The organism is Pseudarthrobacter sp. MDT3-1 (genome assembly GCF_054510755.1).
Genome location: NZ_JBTNDX010000014.1, coordinates 92192 through 118387 on the forward strand (window position 1 = coordinate 92192; position 26196 = coordinate 118387).

Below are 26196 nucleotides of genomic sequence, written 5' to 3' on the forward strand. Positions count from 1 at the left end.
CGATCCGAAGACCTCTGTACGGGAGCGCGGAGAGCCGCCGAACACGCGGCCTCGAGCACAAGGTCAGGCCGTGCCGCGCCTTGGCGGGAGCGGGTCGGGACGCCATCACGGAATTTGATCGGAAATGGACACCAGCCTCACCCCTAATGACGGTTTCGACGTCGGAGGTTCCGTGCGTAGCCAAACACGGAGCCCGCGTGTGGTTGAGCCTAGGGCTGGCCTCCGTCAAGTGTCACGAGTAGCCGGTACTTGTTTTTCCGCCCGCCGCGCCGCAAGTACTTGCTCCCAAAAGAGCAGGCCCGCATAACAGCGGTCCGGACCCGCACGAACGGTGTTGCCCGGCACCGCTATTGCGGCGCAGGGCAGCGGTTACGGTAGGAACCCGGTTGCGGTAGGAGCAGGTCAGCGGCAGCCGCAGGCGGCGAGCGCCGTGGCGGCTCGGTCCAGGGCTTCCCGGTTCCCGGCGGCGCCAGGCTTCAGGTCGTTGCCGATGAAGGAGAAGACCAGGAGCCGGCCGTCGGCGTCCACCACGTAGCCGCTGAGGGCGATGACCGAATTCAGGGTCCCGGTCTTGGCCCGCACCAGGCCGGCACCGCGGGCCGTGGAGCCATCGACGTAGCGGGTGTCCAGTGTTCCGGTCAGCCCCGCGACCGGAAATCCATCCAGCGCGGCCCGCAAACGGGTGTCGGTCCCGCTGGTGATGGCACGCACCACTTCCGCGAACTGGCGGGCAGAGACCTGGTTGCCCAGCGCCAGCCCGGACACGTCCGCGAGCCGCATGGTGTCCGTAGGGATGCCCAAATCCGCGAGCTGTGCGCGGACTGCTCCAGTGGCGCCGTCGTTGCTGGCGGGCTCCCCCGCAGCCGCCGAGGCCATTCGGCCCAGGACCTCCGCCAGGTAGTTGTCCGAGGTCTGCAGCATGAGGTCCACCTGCTGGCCAACCGTGGCGGACTGGACCTCGGCAAGCACCGCCGGCTCTTCTGCCGGGGGCGCATCGCCCGAGGGTGCGGTGTAACGTACGACGCCGGCCGCTACCGTGAGTCCCGCAGCGGCACCCGCCGTCTTGAGCTGCGCCGCAAACGCCTCGGCGGCGGTGATTGCAGAGTCCTGCGGGCGGGGTCCGGTGGTCACGGCCGGGTCAAAGCGCGCCGAGTTCAGCGCAAGCGGGTACAGCGGGGCAACCTCGCCCGCCGCAACGTCCCCGTCCGCCCAGGCGGGGTTCAGCGTTGGGCCGGTGAACAGGGAGTCATCCACCAGGACCGTCAGCTCGCCGGTTGTTCCGGCGGCTTGGAGCGCGTTCACGGTGGCGGTGGCGAGGGTGGCGAGTCCGGCGCGGCCCATCACCTGGTTGGGCGCAGATTCCCCGGCACCCAGGAGGACGTCGCCACCGCCGGTGAGCACCACCTGATTGGCAGCGGGCCCGGCCAGGACCTTGGTGCTGAAACGGTGGTCCGGCCCGATTGCGCGCAGGGCGGCCACGGCAGTGAGCAGCTTCATATTGGAGGCGGGGATCCGGCTCTCCGAACCTCCGCGGTCAAACAGGACCTGGCCAGTGAGCGCATCCTGGACCAGCCCCGTGAAGCTGCCGTCGCCGTCGGGCTTTAACAATCCGCCCAACTGAGCGGCGACCGCGGAGGGCAGCGGGATGGGCGCCGACTCCGTGAGCGGAGAAAGGCCCATTCTGGCGGAAAGCGCGGTGGGGGCCTGCTGCCAGGCGGGCACTTCGGGTGTCGCCGCAGGACGCGGGCTGACGAAAGCAGGGACAACCAGCCACGCGGCGGGAAGGGCCAGCATAACGATCACGGCCAGGAGCAGCGCGTTGGGCCAGGCACGCAGTCTGCGCTGGACCGTGCGCCTGAACGCCGCCCTTATCCCTGCGGGACGCGATGTTTCCTTCATGCTGGTGCTGGTCCTCAAGTCCTGAAATTTCCCCGCAAGTTCCTGAAACCTGGGCCTCTCGCTATATCCTCAATAGTAGTCGGCGGCACCGACACTCCTTTTTGTTGTTCGTCTCCTGTGCCGCGAACCCCCTGCAATTGCCGAGGAGCATTCCATGAAGCATGACGTGACCATCGAGATCCCCAAGGGATCTCGCGTCAAGTACGAAGTTGACCACGAGACCGGCCGCGTCCGCCTGGACCGCGTCCTCTTCACCTCCATGCAGTACCCCACGCACTACGGTTTCTTCGAGAACACCCTGGGCGAAGACGGCGACCCGCTGGACGCACTGGTGCTCCTGCAGGACTTCGACCTGCACCCCGGCGTCATCGTTGAGTCCCGCCCCATCGGCGTTTTCAACATGACCGACGACGGCGGCGGCGACGCCAAGGTCCTGTGCGTCCCGGTTGACGCCCGTTTTGACCACATCCAGGAAATCAGCGATGTCAGCGAATTCCTGATCAAGGAAATCGAGCACTTCTTCACCCGTTACAAGGACCTGGAGCCGGGCAAGTGGGTCAAGGCCGAGGGCTGGGGCGACCGCGCCGCCGCCGAGGCCGAGCTGGAAGCCTCCATCAAGCGTTACGTGCCGGCAGCGCACTAGTCCGCACGGTCTCAGCAACGCGGGGTCACTTCCCGCCCATTCCACCTCCGGAATTGGGCAGGAAGTGACCCCGCATTGTGGTTTAAGGTGGAGGGTGAGTTCCGAGCCTTCGAATCCCCCGTATTTTGAGCCGCCGTATTTTGAACCGCCGTGCGGGCCCATCACAGGGTGGCGGGACGGTGAGGTGGTTCGCGCAACCGGTATCCCCTACGCCACCGCGGGCCGCTTTCAGCCTCCGGTGACAGCGCCCGACTGGACTGCCGGTTTTGCTGCCACCACCCTCTCGCCCGCCTGCCCGCAGGGCCCCGTTCCGTTCCTGGACGACGTCCTGGGTACCCGGTACGGCGAGCTCCCCGGAAGTGAGGACTGCCAGCGCCTGTCGATCACGGCTCCGGCCGGGCTTGCCGACGGCGAACAGGTCCCCGTCATGGTGTGGCTGCACGGCGGCTCCTACACGTCCGGCTCCGGCGACCTGGCGATCTTTGATGCCCAGTCTCTGGTATCGGAGAACCGGGTCATCGTGGTCTCCGTGACCTACCGCCTGGGCCTGTTCGGATATTTGGCCACCGGCACCGGCCGGCCCGCGAACCTCGGCCTGCTGGACCAGTTGGAAGCGTTCCGGTGGGTGCAGCGCAACATTTCGGCCTTCGGTGGGGATCCGGGGCGGGTCACCGCGTTCGGGCAGTCCGCAGGCGGCGACTCCGTAGCCCACCTCATGGCGACGCCCGAGGCACCGTCCCTGTTCCAGCGGGCCATCATCCAGAGTGCACCGCTGGGGATCACCCGCGGCCGGCACAAGATGAGCCGTGCCATGGGCATCGCCGCCGAAGCCGTCACGGAGGACACCCCGATGCTGGACATTGTGGCCATCGAAGACCACGTGTCACAGGTGGCCCGGAAGTACGGCCTGATGGCGGCCATGCCGTTCGGCACGCAGTACAGCCACGCCCCGCTGCCGCCGGAATCACGCGTCGAGGCCGCCTGGAACGCCACGGCCCCGGGCATCGAAGTGCTGATCGGGCACACGTCCGACGAGGCCCGGCTGTTCCTGCCCCGCAGTCCCGTGGTCAGCCTGCTGGGCAAAGTCCCGGTGCTGGGTGCGGCCGCCGTGAAAGCCATCAACTGGGCGGTGACGGAGGCGGTCTACGGCCGGGCAGCCCGGAAGTTTGCCCGCCGTCACGCCCGCGCGGGAGGCAAGGCCTACAGCTACCTGCTGTCCTGGGGCGCACCGGGAAACTTCTACCGCGCCGCACACACCGTTGACCTGCCGCTGCTCTTCGGAAACCAGCAGACCTGGGCCGCCGCCGGGCTCCTCAAGGGCGCAACCTGGGCTGAGATCGACGCCGTGGGCCGCGAGATGCGCCGGCTGTGGGCTGACTTTGCCCGCGGCGACGGCCTTGAGCAGGCGGGCAGGATTCCCGGCGCGCTGCAGTACCGTGCAGCGCGATGAGGACACTGGGCGTCGATCTAGCAGCGGCGACCAAAAAGACGGCCGTCGCCGTCTTGGAATGGGATGCTGGCACTGCGCGCCTGGAGCACCTCGCCCTCGACGTGCATGACAGGGAAATTGTGGAACTGTTCGGCGCCAGTTCGATGACCGCGATCGACTGCCCAGTTGGCTGGCCGGACGCCTTCTTGCCGTTCCTGACAGGCCACCTGAATTTTGACGCGCATCCAGTCCTGGACCACGACGGCATCGAGGGACGCCGACTGCTGGCCTACCGGGAAACTGACCGCTTCGTCACGGGGCACACCGGGCTGATTCCGCTAAGCGTCTCCGCCGACCGGCTCGCCCACCCGGCCATGCGGTGTGCTGTGATTCAGGCCAAGATCGCCGCTGAGTACGGGCCGCAGGCCAGGGACGGGTCCGGCCGCTTAGCAGAGGTCTACCCTGCAGCGTCCCTCAAAGTCTGGGGTCTCCAGGCCCGTGGCTACAAAGGCCGGGGCACTCCTGAGTCCAAGCGTCTTGGTGTGATTCTGGAGCAGCTGGTCGCGGCGGCGCCATGGCTGGACCTTGCCGGCAACGAGGACCGGCTGACTGCCTCCGACGACCTTTTTGACGCGGTGATCGCCTCTTTGACCGCCCGCGCCGTGGCGGCGACCCAGACTCTCCGTCCACCGGACCTTTATGCTGCCGCAGCTCTAACCGAAGGCTGGATCCACGTTCCGTCCGGCCAGCTGGCCGATCTCTTGGCCTAGCTGCTTTCCTTTTGGGCCATCAGCGTCCAGTTCCGGATCTCCTCCGGGTCCTCGCCGTGCGTGCGGGTGTGTTCGCGGGCCTGGATCCGCCGGTCCTGAAGGTCCTGCCGCAGCAGCGAGTGCTTTTCGGCCAGGCCGGGTACGCGGTCAATGGCGTCGATGGCCAGCTGGAAGCGGTCGATCCCGTTGAGCATGGCCATGTCGAACGGCGTGGTGGTGGTCCCTTCCTCCTTGTAGCCGCGCACGTGCAGGCCGTCCTGGTTGGTGCGGCGGTAGGCCAGCCGGTGGATCAGCGAGGGATAGCCGTGGTAGGCGAAGATGATCGGTTTGTCCGGGGTAAAGATGCCGTCAAAGTCCGACGCCGGAAGGCCGTGCGGGTGCTCACTCACGTCCTGGAGCCGCATCAGGTCAACCACGTTGACCACGCGGACCTTCAGCCCCGGGACGCCCCGCTTCAGCAGTTCGGCCGCGGCCACTGTTTCCACCGTAGGCACATCCCCGGCACAGGCCAGAACAACATCCGGGTCCTCCCCTGGCACCTCCGAACCCGCGAATTCCCAGATGCCCAGGCCGCGGCGGCAGTGGTTCGCTGCGTCGCCCGGGCCCAGCCAGGTGGGCGACGGCTGCTTGCCGCTGACCACAATGTTCACGTAATCGGTGGATGCCAGGCAGTGCTCCATGACCGAGAGCAGCGTGTTCACGTCCGGCGGCAGGTACACCCGGATGACCTCGGCTTTCTTGTTCACCGCGTGATCGATGAATCCGGGATCCTGATGCGAAAAACCGTTGTGGTCCTGCTGCCACACATGGGACGAGAGCAGGTAGTTCAGCGACGCCACGGGCTGGCGCCACGGGAGCTTGAGGTGGACCTTGAGCCACTTGGCGTGCTGGTTGAACATGGAATCCACAATGTGGATGAAGGCCTCGTAACAGCTGAACACCCCGTGCCGGCCGGACAGGAGGTACCCTTCCAGCCAGCCCTGGCACAGGTGCTCGCTGAGCACCTCCAGAACCCGGCCCGAACGCGCAAGGTGCTCGTCGACGTCGTCAATCCGGTACTGCCAGACCTTGTCCGTCACTTCGTAGACGGCCTGAAGCCGGTTGGATGCCGTCTCATCCGGCCCGAAGAGGCGGAAGTTCTCCATGTTCAGCGAGATAACGTCCCGCATCCACGAGCCCAGGGTGATCATGGGGCTGATCCGTTCGGTTCCCGGCGCCGCGACGTCGACGGCGTGGGCTGCGTAGGCGGGCAGCTTCAGCGGTGTGCGAAGGAGTCCGCCGTTGGCGTGCGGGGTGGCGCTCATCCGGAGGTTTCCGGTGGGCGCATTCGTGGCTACGTCGGGCCTGAGCCTGCCCTCGGCGTCGAACAGCTCCTCCGGACGGTAGGAGTTCAGCCACTCCTCCAGCTGTTTCAGGTGTGCGCTGTTGGTGCGGACTTCCGCCAGCGGGACCTGGTGGCTCCGCCAGGTGCCCTCCACCTGGAGTCCGTCCACTATCCGCGGTCCCGTCCAGCCCTTGGGCGAGCGCAGCACAATCATGGGCCAGTGCGGCGCAGCGGCGCTTCCTGCGGCACCGGCCGCAGTGCCGCCGTCGTCCGCTGTCCCGCCCGCCCCGTCCGCCCCGCCCCGGCGGGAGTCCTGGATGGCGCGGATCCCGGTCAGGCAGGTGTCGACGGCGGCCGCGAAGTCCCGGTGCGCCTGCTCCGTGTCGTTCGGGTCCTCGACGGTCACGAAATACGGTTCGTGGCCGTAACCGCGCAGCAGCTGCTCCAGCTGTTCCTGCGGCATGCGCGCCAGGATAGTGGGGTTGGCGATCTTGTAGCCGTTCAGGTGCAGGATGGGCAGGACGGCACCATCCGCGGCCGGATCCAGGAAGTTGTGCGAGTGCCAGCTCGCCGCGAGCGGCCCCGTTTCGGCCTCGCCGTCGCCGATCACGACGGCGGTGATCAGCTGGGGATTGTCGAACACGGACCCGTAGGCGTGGGCCAGCGCGTACCCGAGTTCACCGCCTTCGCTGATGGAACCCGGGGTTTCCGGCGCCGCGTGGCTGGGAATGCCGCCGGGGTAGGAAAACTGGCGGAAGAGTTCGGCCATTCCTGCCTCGTCGGGGCCCACCTGGCCGTAGATTTCCGAGTACGTGCCCTCAAGCCAGGCGTTCGCCACAACAGCAGGACCGCCATGGCCCGGGCCGGCAACGAAGAGCATCTCCTGTTGGTCCCGGCGGATCACACGGTTGAGGTGTGCGTACACAAAGTTCAGCCCGGGAGTGGTGCCCCAGTGGCCCAGGAGCCTGGATTTGGTGTGGTCCGCAGCAAGGGGTTCCCGCAGCAGCGGATTTGAGCGCAGGTAGATCTGCCCCACGGAAAGGTAGTTCGCGGCCCGCCACCAACGGTCCACGAGGTCCAGTGTTTCCTCCCCCAAGTTGTCCTGCCCCATGCTGCCGGCCATGACCATCCTCACGTAGCTGCGCGCCGCCGTCGGCAGCCGAGCCTCCATCGCAACACCTATCGGTACGCGGCACAACCCTGGCCCTGAAGGACTCCTGGCCGACTTGCCCTGGGCCAACTACTAACCGGTAGTCTGTGTTTCACATGTTCACGTTGACCATCAACCAGACCGACAGCCGGCGCGACGGCGACCGCGTCCCTCAGCTGCTGAAGGACCTGCGGCACATACCCGCGCGCCTGGATTTCGACCGGTCTGTGGAGGATGAAGTCCAGGGCATCGTGGACTGCCCGCATCAGGCCGTGGAGGCTGCCCTGATCGCCCTGCGCTGCGGCTCCTGGTACGTGGGGCTCGGCGTCGGGCCGGTCAACGAGCCGCTTCCCAACCAAATCAAGGATGCCTCCGGCCACGGCCTGATCTATGCCCGGCGCGCGGTGGACAGGCTCCGGAACAGCAAGGAACGCATCCCGGTCGCAGTGGAAGGACCATTGGCAGACGTCGCCCACGAGGCCGAGGCCGTGCTGCGGCTTTTGGGCCATATAGTGCGGGACAGATCCGGGGCTGAATGGCGCGTGCTGGACCTCATGACTCCCGGCGTCCGCGGACAGCAGAAAGCGGTGGCCCAGGAACTCAGCATCACCACCCAGGCCGTCAGCAAAGCAGTGGCCCGGTCCCAATGGAACGAGGAACACGCTGCCCGCCCCGCTGCTGCACGGTTGCTTGCACTCATCCTTGAGGTGCGCTGAACGCAGCTGACTCACGCCGCCGCTACTGCATGGCGCCGATGATCGCCCCCATCGCCGTGAACGTCACGATGTTGTAGCTGGCATTGATGGCGAACAGCATGAGGCTGCGGCGTTCAAAGAGGTAGTTGACGCCCAGGGCAGCCGCAACCCAGGCCGCGCCCGCAGCCAGCCCGGCCAGGGCACCGAATCCGGCACCGCCGTCGCCGATAAACGCCGCGAGCACCACGGCCATCACCGCTGCGAGCAGGAACGATCCCACAAAAACCCGCACGGTCCCGCTCTTCAGCTGCTCAGCCGTGACACCGGCCTCGCGCTGCCATACCTTAGCGAAGAGCACCGAGTACCAGAGCCCTCCCACGATGAAGCTCGCTAGGGCGGAACGAGGGCGTCCACGAGGCCCTCAACGAGCCGTCCCACATCGGGGAGATCTACCCTGACGGCATCCACGGTGCCATCGCGGCCGGGCTGCGCTCCTACTACCCAGACGCCGAGATCACGACGGCGGTCCTGGCCACCGACGATGAGCACGGCCTCGACGAGGACATCCTCGCCGACACCGACGTCCTGCTGTGGTGGGGCCACATGGCCCACGCCGAGGTGAGCGAGGCCGTCGTCGAACGCGTCCACCGCCACGTCCTGGGCGGGATGGGGCTCATCGTGCTCCACTCGGGGCACTTCGCCAAGGTTTTCACGCGGCTGCTGGGCACCAGCTGCTCCCTGGCGTGGCGGAACGACGGCGAACGCGAGCTGGTGTGGACCGTCAAGCCGTCGCATCCCATCGCCGAGGGTGTAGACAGTCCCATCGTCATCCCCGAGCAGGAGATGTACGGCGAGCTGTTCGACATCCCGGACCCCGACCACCTGATCTTCATCAGCTCGTTCGCCGGCGGCGAGGTGTTCCGGTCCGGTGTCACGTTCACCCGCGGCAAGGGCCGGATCTTCTACTTCAGCCCCGGCGACCAGGAATACCCGGTGTACCACCACCCGCAGATCCAGCGGGTCCTCGCGAACGGCGTGCGCTGGGCGGCCCAGCCTGAGCTGCACCGATCCGTACCGGCCCTTCCCGGGGCTGGTTCGAGGGGGCTTAGCGTTTGGCAAGCACCCACGAGTTTTGTCCAGATAATGCCCGTTTGGAGGCGTTTGGCGGCATTATCTGGACAAAAACTCCAGGCAAGTCGGCAGAAGCAGCTCTACGACAGGAGGCTGCGCAGCACGTGCGCGGCGCCGTCGTCGAGCACCGAAAGCGTGACCTCATCCGCGGCGGCGATAACTTCCTCCGGGGCCTGGCCCATGGCGACTCCGCGCCCGGCCCAGCCCAGCATTTCGATGTCGTTCCGGCCGTCGCCAATGGCCACGGTCCGGTGGGGTTCAGCCCCCAACTGGCCGCGGAGCCGTTCGAGCGCGCTGGCCTTGGTGACGCCGGCTGCGGCGATATCCAGCCACGCCGTCCAGCCGACCGAGTAGGTAACGCCGGCCAGTCCGATCTCCTGGATGGTTGCGGTGAACTCTTCCGGGGTGTTTTCGGTGCTGAACACCACCAGGCGGACGGCGGTGGCTTCGAGCAGAGTCTGGAAGTCGACGCCGATGGCCTCGACGCCGAAGCTGGCGTCTTGGAAGCGTTCCGTGGACAGGAAGTTGCCGTCCTCGTCCTCCAGCGCGTACTTGGCCGTGGGCAGCTTCTGGCGTAACGCCCTCAGCGCCGGGGCCGGATCGAAGGTGGCCTTGTGGATGATTTCATATCCGTCGGTCAGGTCCGGATCCAGCCGGAGCGTCACGCCGCCGTTGCAGCAGACGGCGTAGCCGCGGTCGATGCCGATCTGCTCGATGATGGGCAGCGTGGCGTTCAGGGAACGGCCGGTGGCGATGAGGACGTCGTGCCCTGCAGCCACCACGGCCTGGGCGGCCTCACGGACAGGCACTGACATGTGGCCGTCGTGGTCCACCAGGGTTCCGTCCACGTCCAGGGCAACCATGAACTTGGCGGTGCTGTTTTCGCTTGCGATCCGCTGGTCATCGATGCCAGCGACTGTGGTTTCAGTCAATGTAGTCATACATCCAGTAGACCAGAGACCCCCTAAAACCGGCTAGGACGCAGGCCACAGCGCGCATGAACACCCGGTTAATACTCACAGGGTTATCCCCAGTGTGAGTGTTAACCTTGGGCACGCTGTCCGCCTCCCGGCCAGCCGTAGATTCCCCGCCGGGTCCTGGAGGTACTCGAATTGGCTGACGAGGCTTCGGAATCCGTAGGCGAGTCCCGGAGCAGAGCACTCATCCACATCTTGGGGCTCCCGGCTCCGGTCCTGCAGCATTCCTTTTATGACCATGAAGGTTTCATTGCACGGACGGACTTCTTCTGGCCTGAATGCGGCGTCGTTGGGGAGTTCGACGGCGACGCCAAGTACCTCGACGACGACCTCCTGGACGGCCGCAGCACACGGGAAACCGTCCTGGCCGAGAAGAAGCGTGAAGATCGGCTCCGGGCGCTTGGCTACAAGGTCGTCCGCTGGGACTGGAAAGCCGTAACCGACCCGGAGTTATTGCGGCGGAAACTTGAACGCGCCGGAGTAACACGCAAGAATCCCCGCCGCGTGGCCTAATCCCCCTCGCGTTACAAGGGGAATCGACCACGCGGCGGGGAATTGTCAGCGAGGCAGCCGGAGCCTAAAGGACCGGGAAGACTTCCATGCCGCCGAGGTACTTCTGCAGTGCGGCCGGGACGTTGACCGAGCCATCGGCGTTCTGGTGGTGCTCCAGGATGGCCACGATCCAGCGGGTGGTGGCCAGCGTGCCGTTGAGGGTGGCTACGGCACGGGTGCCCTTGGCAACGCCTTCGTCGTTGACCACACGCTCGCGGATGTTCAGGCGGCGGGCCTGGAACGTGGTGCAGTTCGAGGTGGAGGTCAGCTCACGGTAGGCGCCCTGCGTCGGAACCCAGGCTTCGCAGTCGAACTTGCGGGCCGCGGACATGCCGAGGTCGCCGGCGGCGGTGTCAATGACGCGGTACGGGAGCTCGCACTTGGCCAGCATCTCCTCTTCCCAGGCCAGGAGCCGTTCGTGTTCGGCTGCGGCCTTCTCCACCGCGGTGTAAACGAACATCTCCACCTTGTTGAACTGGTGGACACGGATGATGCCGCGGGTGTCCTTGCCGTGCGAGCCAGCCTCACGGCGGTAGCAGGAGCTCTGCCCGGCGAACCGGATCGGGCCGGTCGTCAGGTCCAGGATCTCGTCCGCGTGGTAGCCGGCCAAGGCAACCTCGGAGGTGCCCACCAGGTAAAGGTCGTCCTCGGCGAGACGGTAGATCTCGGCGTCGTGCTTTACATCAAAGCCTGTGCCCTGCATGGTTTCGGGGCGCACCAAGGTTGGGGTGATCATGGGAACGAAGCCGGCCTCGATGGCCTGGTCCATGGCCATCTGCAGCAACGCCATCTCCAGGCGTGCACCCACGCCGCGCAGGAAGTAGAAGCGTGAGCCCGAAACTTTCGCGCCGCGCTCCATGTCGATGGCGCCGATCAGCTCACCGATTTCCAGGTGGTCCTTCGGCTCGAAATCGGGGAACTCGCGGGGCGTTCCAACGGTTTTGACCACCACGTAGTCGTCCTCGCCGCCCTCGGGGACGCCGCCCTCAATAAGGTTCGGGATACTGCGCAGCAGTTCGTCCTGCTTGGCCTGGGCAGCGTCTGCTTCGGCCGATGCGGCCTTCACAGTGTTGGCCAGTTCCTTGACCTCGGCGAGCAGGGCTTTCTTCTCATCGCCCTTGGCCTGCGCCACCTGCTTGCCGAAGACGTTCTGCTCGGCGCGGAGGTTTTCAAACCGGATCAGGGCGGCACGCCTGGCGGAGTCTGCGGCCATGATCGCGTCCACCACTGATTCGTCTGCGCCGCGGGCGCGCTGGCTGGCACGGAACTTATCCGGGTTTTCGCTGAGGTCTTTTACGTCGATCACCAGACAAGAGTATCGAATCCGGCGGAACCAACACTGCCGGGCCGGACGGGGGGGGAATCGCGGCGCCGCGGCCGGGATACTGTTGAAGCACCATGAACGACTGGCTTCTCTACGTCCTGAGCGCGGCGGCGCTGGCTTTCGCCGTATCCAGCTGGTGGGGCGTCCGGAAGCTCAAGGCCCTGCACGTCCGCAGCGCGGTCCATGAAGAAGCGCACGAAACGGGCCTCACCCAGCAACGCGTGGTCGTCATCCTCAACCCCGTCAAGGCACGCGCCCCCGAAGCGAAGGAAGCCATCCGGCGCGCCTGCCTAACAGCCGGCTGGGACGAACCCCTCTTCCTGGAGACGACCGCCGAGGACCCGGGATACTCCCAGGCCCGGTCGGCCCTGAACTACAAGGCCGACGTCGTTCTGGTGGGCGGTGGCGACGGTACTGTGCGGGTGGTGGCAGAGTCCCTCGCACACACGGATGTGGCCATGGGCCTGATTCCGCTGGGGACGGGAAACCTCCTGGCGCGAAACGTGGATCTGGATGTCAACGACCTTCACGCCAACGTGCAGACAGCGCTTTTCGGCCACCAACGCTACATCGATACCGCGCGGATGGGCATCGAGAATTCCCGCACGGGACACTCGTCTGAGCACGCATTCCTGGTTATCGCCGGGATCGGCATGGACGCCGAAATACTCGCTGATACCAATGCCGGCCTCAAGAAAGCCGTGGGTTGGCTTGCTTATACCGAGGCCGGAATGCGTCACATGCCCGGGCGGCGACGGAAGGTATCAGTCGCGCTGGATGACAAGCCGGAGCAGGTCCGGAACATCCGCAGCGTCCTCTTTGCCAACTGTGGGCTGGTCCCGGGCGGGATCGATTTCATCCCGGAAGCCATGATCGATGACGGCATGCTGGACGTGGTGGTCATGAGCCCCCGCAGCGCCATCGGCTGGCTGGCCATGTACGCGAAAATCCTCTTTAAACACAAGGGCAACCTGCCCATCATGACGATGTACCGGGCCGGCCGAATCGTCATCAAGTGCCCGGAGCCCATGCCGACACAGATCGACGGCGACACGTCCGGGTTGGCCACCAAGCTCACCGTCCGGGTGGAGCCGCGCTCGCTTCTGATAAGGGTCAAGGGCCAACCAGCCTGAGCCGGTCCCGTCTCAGGCGGTTGCCTTCTTGGCAGCTCCAGCCTCTGCAGCAGCTTTCGCGGCACGTGCCTCGGACTGCTCACGGATCATGGCCTGCTCCTCTTCGAAGCGCAGGCGGTCGGCGCGGTCAGCGTCATCCCCGTCCCAGTCCTGGTTGTCGGCTGTGGGCTTCGGATTAACGATCATGCCCTGGCCGTCGTTGTCTGTGCTGCTGGTACTCATGACCTGTTCCCTTCATTAGGGGCCATCCCCCAAGTGGATCAAGCAAGCATACGCACAGTAACTATCACAGGGAAGTACCTTGGCCTACGCTGTGGGCGAAGCCTCGGGCGGCGTCAAGCTCCGTTCATTCCCCCTGCAGAATCCGCCCGACCCATTCATGCGCCGCCCGGAATGCCTCGTCAGATGTGTGTTGCGCGACGCTGGAGCTTTGGGCGTCCGCCCGTCCATAGGAGCCAAGGAAGCGGGTGGCCGGGCTGATGCGGTGAAGGCCAGCCAAGGCGTCGGCCACACGGGCGTCCGCGATGTGCCCATCGGCGTCGATGCTGAAAAAGTAGTGTCCCAGATACTGACCCGTCGGCCGGGATTCGATCCGGCTGAGGTTCACGCCCCTCGTGGCGAACTGGTCCAGGATTTCCATCAGCGCACCCGGGCGGTCTTCCGGAAGCGGGACTACGACGGTGGTCTTATCCGCACCGGTCCGTTCAGGTAATGCGCCCGGCCTGCTCACCAGGATGAACCGCGTCACCGCACCCGGGTTGTCGCCGATGTTTTCCGCCAGGACGGTCAGCCCCGGCTGCTCCTGGGCCACAATGGGCGCACAGATCGCGGCGTCGTAGTGGGCGTCGCCGCCCAGGAGCCCCATGGCGGCCGCCGCGGTGGAGGAACCGGCAACATATTCTGCACCTGGAATATTCGCATCCACCCAGAGACGGCACTGTGCCCAGGCATGGCCGTGAGTGGAAATGCGGCGGATATCATCAATGCCCACTCCGGGTCGGGCCACCAGGACAAAGCTGATGGGGACCAGGACTTCGCGGATGATGCGGAGTTCCTGCCCGCCGGCGATGGCGTCCAGGGTGGCCGTGACCCCGCCTTCCACCGAGTTCTCAATGGGGACCATCGCTGCGTCCGCAGAGCCATCGCGGACCATGTCCAGCGCAGCGTTGACGTTGGAGGCCGGGATGCGATAGGCCTCTCCGGCATCCGGAACCTGCATCAATGCCGCCTCGGTAAAGGTGCCCTGAGGCCCGAGGAAAGTGTACGTAACAGGTGTCGCGGGCATGGATTCCTCTGTGGTGACGGGACGCAGGTTCGGGCTGAACTAAAGAATGAGCGGCTTGAGGCCGTTGTCGGACACGAGTGGCTTGCCGGACTCGAGCCACTGGTCCATTCCGCCGGCCACGTTGATGGCTGTATAGCCCTGTCCGGTGAGCCATTGCGCGGCGCGGAAGGACCGTCCGCCAGTGCGGCAGATGACATAGACGTCCTGGTCCGGGTCCAGTTCGTCAAGCCGCGCCGGAAGCTGGTCCAGGGGAATGTGCACAGCGTCCTCAGCGTGTCCGGCTACCCATTCGTAGTCTTCGCGGACATCCAGGATCACGGCGTCGGCTGGGACGTCGTTGACGGGCACGGTATCAAAATCGCTCATGGGAGTCCTCTTTCGGAGAATCACGGGTCTCCTTCCAGCCTAGCGCCAGCCGATCGTCCCGCTCCCGAAACCAGGGACAAGTTACGCTGTTGAAGACCCGTAGGAGGATCCTTGCCCGCTGAGCAGCCCACCATTTTGGCCACGTCTGGAGGCTACAGGCAAGGTGCTCGAACACGCTTGGAGTTTGACCGCCTGCTGCACTACGCCGTGGAGCTTTCCGGAGCCAGCGGACGCCCGCCGCGGGTCACCCACGTGGGTACGGCCGCCGGGGATCAGCGCGGGTTCAATGCGGAAATGGATGAGGCCGCGCGGCTGGCGGGCTTCGACTTCAGCCACCTCAACCTCTTCACCATGCCAAACCACGCAGACCCGGAGGCGCATCTGCTGGAGCAGGACGTGGTGTGGGTGAACGGCGGCTCCGTGGTGAACCTGCTTGCCGTCTGGCGTGCCCACGGGCTGGACGGCATCCTCCACCGCGTGTGGCAGCACGGAGTTGTGCTGGCGGGGGTTTCGGCCGGATCAATCTGCTGGTACCAGGGCGGCACCACTGATTCGTTTGGGCCGGAGCTGCGTGCAGTGCCCAATGGCTTGGCCTTCCTCCCGTACGCCAATGGCGTCCATTACGACTCAGAGGAAAGGCGGCGCCCGCTGGTGCACCGGCTCGTGGCTGACGGAATGCTGGGTGAAACGCACTGCACGGACGACGGCGTGGGGCTGGTCTACCACGGCACGGAACTTGTGGAAGCGGTTGCCGAGGTACGGGGCAAGGGCGCTTACATCGTCACCGCGGAAGCCGGTGGAGCGGATGGAACCACCGCTTCCGAGAGGCGCCTGGAGCCTCGCTTCCTTGGCTGACATCCACAAACTGCCGGCTGTTCGGCTCCGGGATGCGCTCCGCGCGGGAGAGCTTTCAGCGCGGGAAGCCACAGCCCATTTCCTGGCCCGGATCGCAGAGCAGAACCCGTTGCTGGGCGCCTTTGTCACGGTCACGGCGGATCAGGCGATGACCGACGCAGCCGCCGCCGATGCCCGGTTCGTCCAGTTCCGAAAAGACTCCGGGCACGACTCTGCGCGGGACTCCGGAGGCAGCGCGGGCGCCCTGCCACTTCTGCACGGCATGCCGGTGGCATTCAAGGACCTGACCGACGTCGCCGGCGTGGTGACCACCCATGGAAGCGCTGCACTTGACCACAAACCGGCGCCCGCCGATGGCGCAGTCGCCAAAGTCCTCAAGGCCGCTGGCGTGGTCTCACTGGGCAAGACGCAGGTTCCGGAGTTTGGACTGACGGCGTACAGCGAAAACCGCATCGCACCGCCGTCGCGCAATCCCCATGCCCCGAGCCGGAGTTCCGGCGGCTCCTCGGGAGGCAGCGCTGCCGCGGTGGCCGCTGGCCTACTTCCGTTCGCGCCAGGGACCGACGGCGGCGGTTCCGTCCGCATCCCGGCCGCCGCCTGCGGCCTCGTGGGACTCAAACCCGGCCGCGGCGTGGTGCCGTCGGGCGAGAGTTCAGGCGACCCCGCCCGCCTGGTCGTAGCGGGGCCCCTGGCCCGCAGCGCAGCCGACTCGGCCCTGCTGATGGATGCAATGGCGCCGTCCGCTGGCAACAGTTATCTCGACGCTGTGGCACACGAACCGCGCCCGCTGCGCATAGGCCTGACCCTGGACAGCCCCTGGTTCGCCACGTTTCCGTTCACGCCCGAACCCGAAGCCCTGGCCGCGCTGCAGGCGGGCACCGAAATGCTGGAGCATGCCGGGCACGCCGTCAGCGAAGCCGCCATCCGCTACGACAACCGCTACCCGGACGCCTTCACCACCGCGTGGACCGCCGCCGTCGGAACCGCCCGGATCAGTCCGCACCGCGAAGCGCTTCTGGCCCCGCTGACCCGTACGTTCAGGCGCCGGGCCCAGCAGCGCAGCGCCGCAAAACTCAATGAATCGCTGGCGTTCCTGCGGCAATTCGAACGCGACACGATCACGCAGTACGGCGGCTGGGACCTGATGCTGATGCCGGCCCTGGCGCAGACGCCGCGCCCCGTGGGCTGGTTTACCGGCGCCACGCACGGCGACGAACCGTGGCCGGCAGCAGAATGGCCCGGGGACGCCGACGGCGACTACCGCCGGCAGTGCGAATTCGCCCCGTGGTCCTCCATGGTGAATGTCTGCGGCCTGCCTGCCATCACCATTCCCGTGCACTGGACCGGCGGGCAACCAGCGCATGGCCTGCCGATGGGGATCCAGCTTGTAGGACCGGCGGGATCGGAACTGCTCCTGCTCCAGGTGGCGGCCCAGCTCGGCTTCTGATGCCAGTTTGAACGGCTCCGGGTGTCGACTCCGGGGCCGATCCGGAGGACGATTAAGGGGCAGTCACTATGAGGAGGTCTGTGATGTGCTATTCATCGATGGAGGATTTCGGGTGGCGTAACAAGAGAGAAGCCGACCGGAAACCCGAAGCGCACCAGGAAACACCGCCGGACCGGCCGGAGCCGCATTACACGGCCCAGGACTTCACCTTCTGGGCCTTCCCGCGTCGCCGGCGGACCCATGAAGCCCAGGAACCGGCCCCTGAGCGCAGGCGCGAGAAAGTCTGATTTTGCGAGTCAGGCCCACCTGAAGAAAGGCCCCCTGACGGGGGCCTTTCCGCTGCCCGGACGTGGGCGCCTACCCGCCGAGCTCCCGGAACTTCCTGGACCGTGCCGCCAACAGTTCAGAAACCGGAACACCAGCCAGGGTCCCCAGCTCGTATTCGATGGCCCGGGCCATCCGGGCGCAGAACTCCCTGGGCTCCAGTGACGCGTCGTCCCGTTCATCCACGATGTGGTCCACCAGGCCGTTGGCGTAGAGCGCGCCTACATTGACGCCTTGGGCGTCGGCCATCTGCGGCGCAAAATCCGTGGTGCGGTGCACAATCGCGCTGGCCCCCTCGGGCGGCAGCGGCGACAGCCAGCTGTGCTGGGCGGCGATGGTCCGGTCCGCCGGGAGCAGCGCCAGCGCGCCGCCGCCGGCGCCCTGCCCCAGCAGCACCGAGACCGACGGCGACTCCAGCCCGATCAGTTCGTGGAGGGACCGTGCGATCTCGCCGGCCAGACCGCCTTCTTCCGCTTCCTGCGACAAGGCCGCACCTGCGGTGTCGATGACAGTCAGCAACGGCAGACGGAGTTCCTCGGCAAGCTTCATCCCCCGCCGCGCCTCCCGCAGGGAACCGGGACCCATTCCGGCTGCGTCCTTGCGCAGGGGGCGGGCATGGCCCAGGACGATGCAGGACTGTCCGCCGAACCGGGCCAGGGCCAGCAGGAGGCCAGGGTCCTTTTCGCCCTGGCCTGTTCCGTTCAGGGGAAGGGCGTCATCGGCGCCGTACCGGAGGAGCTGGCGCAGGTCCGGGCGGCGCGGCTGCCTGGAAATGCCGATGGACGTCCACGCGTCCACGGCCGCCGGCCGCACGGCGAGGGTTGCCGGTCGGTGAACGGGCCCGGCAGTGGGACTCGCAGTGGGACTCGTCGTGGGCTTCGCCGCGAGGATGTCCAGTGCCCGCCCGATAATCTCCGCAAGCTCTGACGGTTCCACGACGGCGTCGATCAGGCCCTTGCTGAACAGATTCTCCGCCACCTGCACACCGTCCGGAAAGGCCTCCCCGTGCAGGGCTTCGTAGACGCGCGGGCCCAGGAAGCCCAGCAGCGCCCCCGGTTCGGCCACGTTGATGTGGCCCAGCGAGCCCCAGGAGGCCATCACTCCCCCGGTGGTGGGATGCCGCAGGTAGACCAGATACGGCAGCCCGGCCTGGCGGTGGGCACGCACGGCCCCGGTGATCTTTACCATGGACAGGAACGCCAGGGTCCCCTCCTGCATACGCGTTCCGCCTGAAGCGGGGCCTGCCAGCAAGGGGAGCCCTTCGGCGGTAGCCCGCTCCACGGCGGCGACGATCCGCTGGGCTGCCGCATGGCCGATCGATCCGGCCAGGAAGGAGAATTCGCTGACGATGACCGCCACCCGGTGTCCCCGGATCCGGCCGGATCCGGTGATGACTGATTCGTCCGTTCCGCTCCGTTCCCGCGCCTTTGCGAGGTCGCGGGCGTAGTCCACGTTCGCGTCCGGCTGCCGGACAGGCATGTCCCAGGAGACGAACGTGCCCGGATCAACAACGGCCGCCAGCAGCCCGGCCGCGTCCAGGTGCCTGACCTTTTCCGTCGTCAGCACCTTAGTTCACCCCCGCAACGGCCGCAGACATGCCCAGCCACTCGCGGATTTTCTGTCCGTCCCCGTTCAGAAGGGGCGGCGCATCGTGTTCGGTCGGGGTGGTCTCTGCTGCGTCGCCGCGTGAGAAAAACCTCAGCGGGGGCCCGGGCAGGCTGACCTTCCCAAGCACCGGATGCTCCACATCAACCACCAGCCCCTGCGATGCCACCTGCTCCCAGGCGTACACCTCGTCCAGCGAGCGCACCTTCCCGGCCGGGATCCCGGCGTCGTTCAGTTTTTCGAGCAGCTCGGCGGCACCATACGCGGCAAAAACGCGTTCGACGGCGGCAATCACCGCCGTGCGGTTTCGCACCCTCTCCGCGTTACTGGCGAAGCCCGTCGCTGCCGGATCGAGGCCAAAGGCCGCGGCGAACGAGGACCACAGCTTTTCGCTGCCGACGCTGATCTGGACGGACCCGTTACGGCACGCGAACAGGCCGTAGGGGGCGATGGACGGGTGGTGGTTGCCCTGGGCCTGGGGTACTTCGCCGGCGACGGTGGTGCGTGTCCCCTGGAAGGCGTGGACGCCGATGAGCGACGCCAGCAGTGAGGTGCGGACGATCTGCCCGGCGTCGGTCCTGTCCCGCTCCACCAGCGCTGCGAGGACGCCGAAGGCCCCGTTCATTCCGGACAGGAGGTCGGCGATGGGCACACCCACGCGCTGGGGGTCCTCCGGCCCGGAGCCGGTGAGCGACATCAGCCCGGCCTCGCCCTGAAGGATCTGGTCATAGCCGCTGCGCTGGGACTCCGGGCCGTCGTGCCCGAACCCGGTGATGGAGAGGATCACCAGCCGCGGATTGAGGTCATGCATCGCGGCGGTGGAGAAACCGAGCCGGTCCATCACGCCGGGGCGGAAGTTTTCAATGACGACGTCGGCACGTTCCAGCAGCCCGCGCAGCACCTCCTGCCCGTCAGTGCCTTTCAGGTCCAGGCTGATGGACTCCTTGTTCCGGTTGCAGGACATGAAATAGGTGGACTGCAGATCGTCCTCGGGCCCGACGAACGGCGGGCCCCAGCCGCGGGTGTCGTCACCGGATCCGGGGTTCTCCACCTTGATGACGCGGGCACCGAGATCGGCCAGCATCATGCCGGCGTGCGGTCCTGCGAGCGCCCGGCTCAGGTCCACCACGAGGTGCCCTGACAGTGGGCCGCTCCTGTGGTCTTCGTCTGTTCTGCTCATTGCTGGATTCCTTCGGGGTGAGGTTGGTGCACAATTGCCGGCAAAGCGGCCCGTGCTGGGCGGGATCGGGGCGGGCACTTAGAGCCAGCCCGGAACCACCAGGGCCAGCCACGCGAGGAGCGGTCCGGCCACGATGACGATCCCGCTGTAGCCGAGGATCTGCTTGTAGAAGCTGTCCTTGTCCACGCCTTCCGGGGCATTGGCCAGGACCAGTGCCCCGTTGGTAGAGAACGGGGAAACGTCCACGATGGTGGCGGCGACCGCGAGCGCACAGATCACGCCGACGGCGCCGATCTCACCGGTGGAGAGGAACGGCACGGCCAGCGGGATGAGGGCGGCGAGGATGGCCGTGGAGGATGCGAACGCGGACACAACGGCGCCGATGTAGCAGATGAGGAGGGCCGCCAGCAGCGGCATGCCCATGGCGGCCACGCCGTTGGAGACAAACTGGATGGTTCCGGCCTCCTCCAGGACTCCGACAAACGTGAGCATGCCGCAGATCAGGAGCACCGTTGACCAGCTGATCTTGTTGATCGCGCCCTTCTGGGCCTTCGGCGAGACCAGTGCCAGCACGATGGCGATGGTGATGGATACAAAGCCGACGTCGACTTTGAAGCCCAGGGCAATGACGGCCAGTGCGATCAGGCCGGCGATGGTCACCAGCTGGGGGATCCGCTCCGACCGCTCCTTGGTGGCTGCGACGCCGTCGCCTGCATGGTCGCGGGGGCCGTACATGCCGGAGCCGAAGCCCTTGAACGGAACATCTGATCCTGCCTTGGCGCCGACACTCACGGCCATGCGGGCTTCGGCAGCCTGCTCTACGAAATGGCTCACCCGGGAGGACAGGAGGGCCCGGCCGCCCAGGACAATGAACAGCACGAGTGCGATGACGAGGTTGAACACCAGGCTGCTCAGGAAGAGCGCGGTGGGGCTGAAATCCAGGTTTGTCTTGGCGAGGATGCCGTTGACTGTGACGCCGTAGACGGCAATCGGGGAGAATCCGCCGGCCTGGGCGCCGTGGATAACCATCATGCCCATCAGCAGCGGGCTGATCTTGTACTTACCGGCGAAGCTGAGGGCAATCGGGGCAATGATGGCGACGGCGGCGGGAGACAGTGCGCCAACGGACGTAATGAGCGCGGTGACGGCAAACATAACCCACGGAATCAGGGCCACCCGGTTGCCCACCATCCTGACGGCCCCGCGGACCAGGAGGTCGATGGTGCCGTTGTTCTGCGCAATGGCGAAAAGGTAGGTGACCCCGACGATGGTCAGGAACAGGCCGCCGGGAAAGTTAGCCAGGATCTCGTTAGTGGACATGCCCAACACCACGCTGCCCAGCAGGAAGGAACCGACAAACGCAAGGGCACCCATGTTCAGGGGCAGGACAGTGGCGAGCAGGAACATTGCGGCCAGGATGATGATCGATAAGACAGGAGCGGACATCGTTGGTCCTCCTAGGAAGGAAAAATGTGACGTGAGTAACTGACTCACTGGACTAGCCTCCTAGACACTAGGTCTATCTGTCAATACGCCTGCCGTGTATTCTTGGGGAAACCGACGACATAGTGAGGCCCATGTGGAGAAGACGGCACGGCTTGGCCTGGAGCGCGTATCGCGGCCACGGCTGTACGAGCAGCTGGTGGAGCAGATCCTGGCCTATATCGAGTCCGCCCAGCTGGTGCCGGGCGATCTGCTGCCGGCCGAACGCGACCTGGCCGATCGGCTGGGGGTTTCGCGGGCGACGCTGGCCCAGGCGCTGGTGGCGCTCGAAGTGCTGGGAGTGATCGATGTGCAGCACGGTACCGGCGCCGTCCTGGCCCGGCGGTCCAGCGTGGCATCAGTGATCAAGGGCCTGCGTGAACACCAGAGCCGGCTGCCGGAAATCGTGGAGGCGCGCAGCACCCTTGAGGTGAAACTGGCCGCACTGGCCGCGGAACGGCGCGCGGAGGAGGACCTGGCGGCCATCGACGCGGCCTTGGAGGTCATGGCCGCCGAAATCGGAGGGGGCGAGCGCGGCGCGCACGGCGACGAGCTGTTCCATCAGGCGGTCACCGGCGCCGCCCACTCAGCGGTACTGGCCCAGCTGATGGCGGTCATCGCCGAAATGATCCTGGAAACGCGGATAGAGTCGTTGGGACAGCCGGGGCGGCCCGAACAGTCGCTGGCCTCGCACCGGACCATTGCAGACGCCATCCGCGCGCAGGACCCCACTGGTGCAGCCGCAGCCATGTTGGCCCACATTGAGCTGGTCTCGGACGTGGAGCTGCTCCGCTGATCCGTCAGGACGCCGGCGGCCGGCCGGGTGCGTTACCTCCCCAGGCTGGCTCAGTATGAGTACCCGGACGAGCGGTACATGGCCAGTCCGATGATGACGAACAACCAGAACGCCCCGTAACCCAGCAGGCAAAGGTAGCCCAGGACCAGCCCGGTGATGGACATGCCCTTGCCAGAGGGTTCCCGGCGGAGGGCCAGATGGCCGGTGATGATTGCGGCGATCTGCGGAATCATGAACCAGCCAAGGATGACCGAGGAAATCCCGAGGACCATGCTGGCGATGCTCAGGCCCTTTGGCTGCTGGGCGGGCATGCCGTAGTAGGCGGGCTGCCCGTACGCCGGCTGGCCGTAAGGGCTTGCGGGCTGGCCATAAGGGCTGGCACCCTGGCCGTAAGGGCTTGCGGGCTGGCCATACGTCGCGCCGTACGGATCGCCAGGCTGGCTGTAGGCACCGGGTTGGTTGTACTGGCCTGACTGGCTGTACTGGTCCTGGCCAAACTGATTCTGGCCGTACGGGTTCTGGTCATACGGCGGCGGCGCCGGAATGCTTGGGCCCTGCGGCGGCACAAACTGCGGCGGCTCGTAGCCTGCCGGCGAATCGCCGGGTCCCGCACCGGACCCTTGCGAATCAGGGCGCGGAGTTGGCTGGTCAGTCATGATTTTCCCCATTCGAAGTCTCCGCTTCCCAGCCTACCGCCGCCTGCATCACGGGCCTACAGCCGCCCTCATCCAGTGCTACCGCCCCCAATACGGCAGCACGTAGACAGCAAAAACCACAAAGGCAGCCAGGAACATCAACCGGGTCATTCCATTGGCCGCGTCGTGCTGCGCCTTCGACTTCCTGGCGCGTCCCGAGCCGCCGCTGCCGGCCCCACTACGCGCCCCACGGCGGGTGCCATAGGCGGGGTGCCGGGGCCCGCTCCGGCCCCACTACGCGCCCCACGGCGGGTGCCATAGGCGGGGTGCCGGGGCCCGCTCCGGCCCCCTGTCTGCCCGGACCGCGGCGGCCCAGCCACCGGCGGCCCTCCACCCTTCGGCTCTACGGTCGGTGACTTAGCCGGCTCTACGGTCGGTGACTTAACTGTCAGCGGCTTCACGGTCAGCGGCTTCACCGCAGAACTTTCCGCCGCAGATTCCTGCGTGAGCTGCTCGCCGAGGTGCGCATACAGGCCCACCACCGTCTGCTGGTCCAGCACCGGGGGCAGCGCCAGCACGGCAGCAACAACGCGGTCTGCCCCTGCCACGGCGACGTCTGAATTGGTGATGCCGAAAAGGTCCGGCTGCCCGGTGAGGCAGATCAACGGGCGGACGAACCGCCGGTAGGGCGGCGCCAGCACGGACGCGACGGCGGCGCACTGCGCCAATGCCCCGTCAACCGACTGCGTCCTGGCAAATCGGCCCTGCCACAGGACACCGGCGGCGACACTGACCTCGCCGGTCCAGTTCTTGGCATCGACCACCACCACCCCGCCGGGACCAACCAGCACATGGTCAAGGATGGCTTTGGGCCGCCCGGGCCAGTGGACGTCGTTCAGCAGGTACCAGCCGTGCGGAATGAGCAGGCTCAACCTGTCCGCCACGAGCCGTTCGCCCACAGCACCGGCGTCCCGCGACTTCGTGGCCCGTTCGGCCTGATCGAGTTGGCGTTTCAGCCGCTGCACCCGTTCTGCAGCAAGCCTCGACTGCTCGGCCGCGCCTTCTCCTGCCCCCATGACCTACCCCCTGGCTCCCGCTTGCCAACTCGCTGCAGTGTGCGACTTACTGCAGTGCCAGACACTTACTGCAGAGCCCGACGGCGGCGCTCCCCGCCGTCGGGCATTCTTTCCTGAGCTTTTCCGAACGTAGCAGCGCCGCGGGGAGCCGGTATATAGGTACTTTCGGGGCCAGTACTTGCTTTGACTACTTGCTGCCAAGCGTCCGGCGGGGACTTTTCCGCGTCATAGGGACCGGATTATGGACCGCGCGTTTTGACTCCAGCCCACGTCTGGCATGCTGGTGCCATGGCTAGCCGCGCGGGCACAGTTGCCCAACCCCAGGACCTTGTTGACATCACTGCGCTCCTCGACGCGTATTACGACATCACGCCGGATATGGGTGATCCCGGCCAGCGCGTGGCGTTCGGCACTTCCGGGCACCGCGGCTCGAGCCTCAAGGCGTCGTTCAACGAAAAACATATCGTCGCGATCACGCAGGCAATCGTGGAATACCGCGCCGGGCAGGGCATCACCGGCCCGCTTTTCCTGGCGAAGGACACCCACGCCCTCAGCGAGCCGGCGCAGAACTCCGCCCTCGAGGTCCTCGCCGCCAACGGCGTGCACGTGCTGATCGACGCACGGCACGGGTACACCCCCACACCCGCGCTTAGCCACGCGATCCTCACCTACAACAACAACCGCCAGCCCGGCACTCCGGAAGCGGACGGCATTGTGGTCACGCCCAGCCACAACCCGCCCGGAGACGGCGGCTTCAAGTACAACCCTCCGCACGGCGGCCCGGCCGATTCCGACGCCACGGGCTGGATCGCCAACCGCGCCAACGAACTCCTCGAAAGCGACCTGCGGGGAGTGAAGCGCATTCCCGTCTCCGACGCCCTCGCCGCGGACAGCACCGGCAAGTTCGACTTCCTCAGCAGCTACGTTGACGACCTCCCGTCCGTGTTGAACCTGGACGCCATCCGCGAGGCCGGTGTCCGCATCGGCGCCGACCCCATGGGCGGGGCTGCAGTGGATTACTGGGGCGAGATCGGCGAGCGCCACCACCTGGACCTGACCGTGGTGAACCCCACCGTGGATCCCCAGTGGGCGTTCATGACCCTGGACTGGGACGAAAAGATCCGGATGGACTGCTCCTCACCGTTCGCCATGGCTTCCCTGATCAACAGGATGTCCGACGGCGGCAGTTCAGCCGCGTTCGACGTCGCCACCGGAAACGACGCCGACGCCGACCGCCACGGCATCGTGACCCCGGACGGTGGCCTAATGAACCCGAACCATTACCTCGCCGTCGCCATCGATTACCTCTACCGCAACCGCAGCGGCTGGAACCCCAACTCGGTGGTGGGCAAGACCCTGGTTTCGTCCTCGATCATCGACCGTGTGGCGGAAAGCCTGGGCCGCAAACTGGTTGAGGTCCCTGTGGGCTTCAAGTGGTTTGTGCCGGGCCTGCTGTCCGGCGAAGGCGCGTTCGGCGGCGAAGAGTCTGCCGGTGCTTCCTTTAACAAGCTGGATGGCAGTGTCTGGACCACCGACAAGGACGGCATCCTGCTGGCGCTGCTGGCCTCGGAGATCACCGCTGTCACCGGCAAGTCGCCGTCCCAGCTGTACAAGGGCCTGACCGACCAGTTCGGCGCCCCCGTCTACGCGCGCATTGATGCAGCAGCCACGCGGGAGCAGAAGGCGGCACTCGGCAAGCTCTCGCCGTCGGACGTCACCGCAACTGAACTGGCCGGCGAAACCATTACCGCCAAGCTGACCGAGGCGCCCGGCAACGGCGCGTCCATCGGAGGGCTCAAGGTGGTCACGGAGAACGCCTGGTTCGCTGCGCGCCCGTCCGGGACCGAGGACGTCTACAAGATCTACGCCGAGTCCTTCAAGGGCGAGGAACACCTCAAGCAGGTCCAGGCGGAAGCCAAGGCGCTGGTGGACGGCGTCATCGCCTAGCCTCCCCAAAAAAAGACCAAACGCTCTCTCACTTAATGCGCTTAAATGACCGACGCTCTCTCACTTTCTGTTATGTCGCAGGACATCGGTGACAGTTCTGCCTCAGGACAATAGTGACACTTCGGCCTTTCTTGGTGGTGACACTTCCAGAGGGTTAACGCGGCTTTGAGC

24 protein-coding genes and 1 pseudogene are annotated in these 26196 nt (G+C 66.3%); 12 read left to right on the forward strand and 13 right to left on the reverse strand.

Annotated features, from left to right (window positions below):
* Nucleotides 1-402 precede the first annotated feature (402 nt).
* Nucleotides 403-1899: a D-alanyl-D-alanine carboxypeptidase/D-alanyl-D-alanine endopeptidase gene (dacB, locus tag ACX80X_RS12760; protein WP_374209928.1), complete on the reverse strand. Its 1497-nt coding sequence runs from the start codon at nt 1897-1899 to the stop codon at nt 403-405.
* A 154-nt stretch (nt 1900-2053) separates the two neighbouring features.
* On the opposite strand from dacB, the gene ACX80X_RS12765 reads away from it, so the two are divergent.
* From ACX80X_RS12765 to ACX80X_RS12775, 3 genes are all read left to right on the forward strand, one after another.
* On the forward strand, nt 2054-2542 hold the full coding sequence (locus ACX80X_RS12765) for an inorganic diphosphatase (RefSeq protein WP_056347687.1): 489 nt from the start codon (nt 2054-2056) through the stop codon (nt 2540-2542).
* A gap of 160 nt (nt 2543-2702) precedes the next feature.
* Nucleotides 2703-3992: a carboxylesterase family protein gene (locus ACX80X_RS12770; protein ID WP_252610965.1), complete on the forward strand. Its 1290-nt coding sequence runs from the start codon at nt 2703-2705 to the stop codon at nt 3990-3992.
* Nucleotides 3989-4741 (forward strand): DUF429 domain-containing protein, encoded by a 753-nt coding sequence (locus tag ACX80X_RS12775; protein WP_252601789.1) that lies wholly within the window; start codon nt 3989-3991, stop codon nt 4739-4741. The genes ACX80X_RS12770 and ACX80X_RS12775 overlap by 4 nt, the downstream gene beginning before the upstream one ends.
* On the opposite strand, the gene ACX80X_RS12780 is transcribed toward ACX80X_RS12775, so the two are convergent.
* A complete protein-coding gene (locus ACX80X_RS12780) occupies nt 4738-7188 on the reverse strand; it encodes a phosphoketolase family protein (RefSeq protein WP_252614502.1) in 2451 nt (816 codons plus the stop codon). The two genes, ACX80X_RS12775 and ACX80X_RS12780, sit on opposite strands and share 4 nt — an antisense overlap.
* Nucleotides 7189-7331: 143 nt before the next feature.
* Here ACX80X_RS12780 and ACX80X_RS12785 point away from each other — a divergent pair, with 143 nt between their 5' ends.
* Nucleotides 7332-7931: a hypothetical protein gene (locus tag ACX80X_RS12785; RefSeq protein ID WP_252601791.1), complete on the forward strand. Its 600-nt coding sequence runs from the start codon at nt 7332-7334 to the stop codon at nt 7929-7931.
* A gap of 22 nt (nt 7932-7953) precedes the next feature.
* On the opposite strand, the gene ACX80X_RS12790 is transcribed toward ACX80X_RS12785, so the two are convergent.
* A complete protein-coding gene (locus ACX80X_RS12790) occupies nt 7954-8289 on the reverse strand; it encodes a DUF1761 domain-containing protein (protein WP_252601793.1) in 336 nt (111 codons plus the stop codon).
* A gap of 149 nt (nt 8290-8438) precedes the next feature.
* Here ACX80X_RS12790 and ACX80X_RS12795 point away from each other — a divergent pair.
* A pseudogene (locus ACX80X_RS12795) lies at nt 8439-8897 on the forward strand (ThuA domain-containing protein); the annotation flags it as partial.
* Between the two features lie 224 nt (nt 8898-9121).
* Here the strand turns inward: ACX80X_RS12795 and ACX80X_RS12800 are convergent.
* Nucleotides 9122-9982, reverse strand: a complete 861-nt coding sequence (locus ACX80X_RS12800; protein ID WP_252610908.1) for an HAD family hydrolase — start codon at nt 9980-9982, stop codon at nt 9122-9124.
* Between the two features lie 171 nt (nt 9983-10153).
* Between ACX80X_RS12800 and ACX80X_RS12805 the strand changes: the two genes are divergently transcribed.
* Nucleotides 10154-10531 carry a hypothetical protein gene (locus ACX80X_RS12805; protein WP_252601799.1) on the forward strand — a complete coding sequence of 126 codons (378 nt, stop codon included), beginning with the start codon at nt 10154-10156 and terminating at the stop codon, nt 10529-10531.
* Nucleotides 10532-10595: 64 nt separating this feature from the next.
* Here ACX80X_RS12805 and serS read toward each other — a convergent pair whose 3' ends face one another.
* Entirely contained in the window at nt 10596-11876 is a 1281-nt protein-coding gene (gene serS, locus ACX80X_RS12810; protein ID WP_252614468.1) for a serine--tRNA ligase, read from the reverse strand.
* 92 nt (nt 11877-11968) lie between these two features.
* On the opposite strand from serS, the gene ACX80X_RS12815 reads away from it, so the two are divergent.
* Entirely contained in the window at nt 11969-13027 is a 1059-nt protein-coding gene (locus ACX80X_RS12815; protein WP_252610905.1) for a diacylglycerol/lipid kinase family protein, read from the forward strand.
* Between the two features lie 12 nt (nt 13028-13039).
* On the opposite strand, the gene ACX80X_RS12820 is transcribed toward ACX80X_RS12815, so the two are convergent.
* The 3 genes from ACX80X_RS12820 to ACX80X_RS12830 form a co-directional block, all read right to left on the reverse strand.
* On the reverse strand, nt 13040-13249 hold the full coding sequence (locus tag ACX80X_RS12820) for a hypothetical protein (protein WP_056347667.1): 210 nt from the start codon (nt 13247-13249) through the stop codon (nt 13040-13042).
* A 124-nt stretch (nt 13250-13373) separates the two neighbouring features.
* The gene (pheA, locus tag ACX80X_RS12825; protein ID WP_252601805.1) at nt 13374-14312 is read right to left on the reverse strand and encodes a prephenate dehydratase; all 939 of its coding nucleotides are present in this window, start codon (nt 14310-14312) and stop codon (nt 13374-13376) included.
* Between the two features lie 39 nt (nt 14313-14351).
* On the reverse strand, nt 14352-14678 hold the full coding sequence (locus tag ACX80X_RS12830; protein WP_056347663.1) for a rhodanese-like domain-containing protein: 327 nt from the start codon (nt 14676-14678) through the stop codon (nt 14352-14354).
* Nucleotides 14679-14789: 111 nt separating this feature from the next.
* Here ACX80X_RS12830 and ACX80X_RS12835 point away from each other — a divergent pair, with 111 nt between their 5' ends.
* From ACX80X_RS12835 to ACX80X_RS12845, 3 genes are all read left to right on the forward strand, one after another.
* Nucleotides 14790-15533: a Type 1 glutamine amidotransferase-like domain-containing protein gene (locus ACX80X_RS12835; RefSeq protein WP_252610904.1), complete on the forward strand. Its 744-nt coding sequence runs from the start codon at nt 14790-14792 to the stop codon at nt 15531-15533.
* Nucleotides 15526-16980, forward strand: a complete 1455-nt coding sequence (locus ACX80X_RS12840; protein ID WP_459312218.1) for an amidase — start codon at nt 15526-15528, stop codon at nt 16978-16980. The genes ACX80X_RS12835 and ACX80X_RS12840 overlap by 8 nt, the downstream gene beginning before the upstream one ends.
* A gap of 83 nt (nt 16981-17063) precedes the next feature.
* On the forward strand, nt 17064-17267 hold the full coding sequence (locus tag ACX80X_RS12845) for a hypothetical protein (protein ID WP_459312220.1): 204 nt from the start codon (nt 17064-17066) through the stop codon (nt 17265-17267).
* Nucleotides 17268-17337: 70 nt separating this feature from the next.
* Here the strand turns inward: ACX80X_RS12845 and ACX80X_RS12850 are convergent, their stop codons facing one another.
* The 3 genes from ACX80X_RS12850 to ACX80X_RS12860 all read right to left on the reverse strand — a co-directional run bounded on the left by ACX80X_RS12850 (nt 17338) and on the right by ACX80X_RS12860 (nt 21535).
* Entirely contained in the window at nt 17338-18870 is a 1533-nt protein-coding gene (locus tag ACX80X_RS12850) for an acetyl-CoA carboxylase carboxyltransferase subunit alpha/beta (RefSeq protein WP_252614466.1), read from the reverse strand.
* Nucleotide 18871: 1 nt separating this feature from the next.
* The gene (locus ACX80X_RS12855) at nt 18872-20089 is read right to left on the reverse strand and encodes a CaiB/BaiF CoA transferase family protein (protein ID WP_252610901.1); all 1218 of its coding nucleotides are present in this window, start codon (nt 20087-20089) and stop codon (nt 18872-18874) included.
* 78 nt (nt 20090-20167) lie between these two features.
* Nucleotides 20168-21535, reverse strand: a complete 1368-nt coding sequence (locus ACX80X_RS12860) for an SLC13 family permease (RefSeq protein WP_252610900.1) — start codon at nt 21533-21535, stop codon at nt 20168-20170.
* A 133-nt stretch (nt 21536-21668) separates the two neighbouring features.
* Here ACX80X_RS12860 and ACX80X_RS12865 point away from each other — a divergent pair, with 133 nt between their 5' ends.
* Nucleotides 21669-22367, forward strand: a complete 699-nt coding sequence (locus ACX80X_RS12865; protein WP_459312222.1) for a FadR/GntR family transcriptional regulator — start codon at nt 21669-21671, stop codon at nt 22365-22367.
* A gap of 50 nt (nt 22368-22417) precedes the next feature.
* Here the strand turns inward: ACX80X_RS12865 and ACX80X_RS12870 are convergent, their stop codons facing one another.
* Nucleotides 22418-23023, reverse strand: coding sequence for a DUF4190 domain-containing protein (locus ACX80X_RS12870; RefSeq protein ID WP_252610899.1), 606 nt, complete (start codon nt 23021-23023; stop codon nt 22418-22420).
* 146 nt (nt 23024-23169) lie between these two features.
* A complete protein-coding gene (locus ACX80X_RS12875) occupies nt 23170-24078 on the reverse strand; it encodes a nuclease-related domain-containing protein (protein ID WP_459312224.1) in 909 nt (302 codons plus the stop codon).
* A 288-nt stretch (nt 24079-24366) separates the two neighbouring features.
* On the opposite strand from ACX80X_RS12875, the gene pgm reads away from it, so the two are divergent.
* The gene (gene pgm, locus ACX80X_RS12880) at nt 24367-26025 is read left to right on the forward strand and encodes a phosphoglucomutase (alpha-D-glucose-1,6-bisphosphate-dependent) (protein WP_459312226.1); all 1659 of its coding nucleotides are present in this window, start codon (nt 24367-24369) and stop codon (nt 26023-26025) included.
* Nucleotides 26026-26196: the final 171 nt, after the last annotated feature.

Coding starts and splice junctions, on each gene's coding strand:
- ACX80X_RS12845 (WP_459312220.1), top strand. CDS start 17,064: ATGTGCTATTCATCGATGGAGGATTTCGGGTGGCGTAACAAGAGAGAA.
- dacB (WP_374209928.1), bottom strand. CDS start 1,899: ATGAAGGAAACATCGCGTCCCGCAGGGATAAGGGCGGCGTTCAGGCGC.
- pgm (WP_459312226.1), top strand. CDS start 24,367: ATGGCTAGCCGCGCGGGCACAGTTGCCCAACCCCAGGACCTTGTTGAC.
- ACX80X_RS12780 (WP_252614502.1), bottom strand. CDS start 7,188: ATGGCCGGCAGCATGGGGCAGGACAACTTGGGGGAGGAAACACTGGAC.
- ACX80X_RS12870 (WP_252610899.1), bottom strand. CDS start 23,023: ATGACTGACCAGCCAACTCCGCGCCCTGATTCGCAAGGGTCCGGTGCG.
- ACX80X_RS12830 (WP_056347663.1), bottom strand. CDS start 14,678: ATGAGCGATTTTGATACCGTGCCCGTCAACGACGTCCCAGCCGACGCC.
- ACX80X_RS12860 (WP_252610900.1), bottom strand. CDS start 21,535: ATGTCCGCTCCTGTCTTATCGATCATCATCCTGGCCGCAATGTTCCTG.
- ACX80X_RS12785 (WP_252601791.1), top strand. CDS start 7,332: ATGTTCACGTTGACCATCAACCAGACCGACAGCCGGCGCGACGGCGAC.
- ACX80X_RS12800 (WP_252610908.1), bottom strand. CDS start 9,982: ATGACTACATTGACTGAAACCACAGTCGCTGGCATCGATGACCAGCGG.
- ACX80X_RS12875 (WP_459312224.1), bottom strand. CDS start 24,078: ATGGGGGCAGGAGAAGGCGCGGCCGAGCAGTCGAGGCTTGCTGCAGAA.
- ACX80X_RS12815 (WP_252610905.1), top strand. CDS start 11,969: ATGAACGACTGGCTTCTCTACGTCCTGAGCGCGGCGGCGCTGGCTTTC.
- ACX80X_RS12820 (WP_056347667.1), bottom strand. CDS start 13,249: ATGAGTACCAGCAGCACAGACAACGACGGCCAGGGCATGATCGTTAAT.
- pheA (WP_252601805.1), bottom strand. CDS start 14,312: ATGCCCGCGACACCTGTTACGTACACTTTCCTCGGGCCTCAGGGCACC.
- ACX80X_RS12855 (WP_252610901.1), bottom strand. CDS start 20,089: ATGAGCAGAACAGACGAAGACCACAGGAGCGGCCCACTGTCAGGGCAC.
- ACX80X_RS12775 (WP_252601789.1), top strand. CDS start 3,989: ATGAGGACACTGGGCGTCGATCTAGCAGCGGCGACCAAAAAGACGGCC.
- ACX80X_RS12765 (WP_056347687.1), top strand. CDS start 2,054: ATGAAGCATGACGTGACCATCGAGATCCCCAAGGGATCTCGCGTCAAG.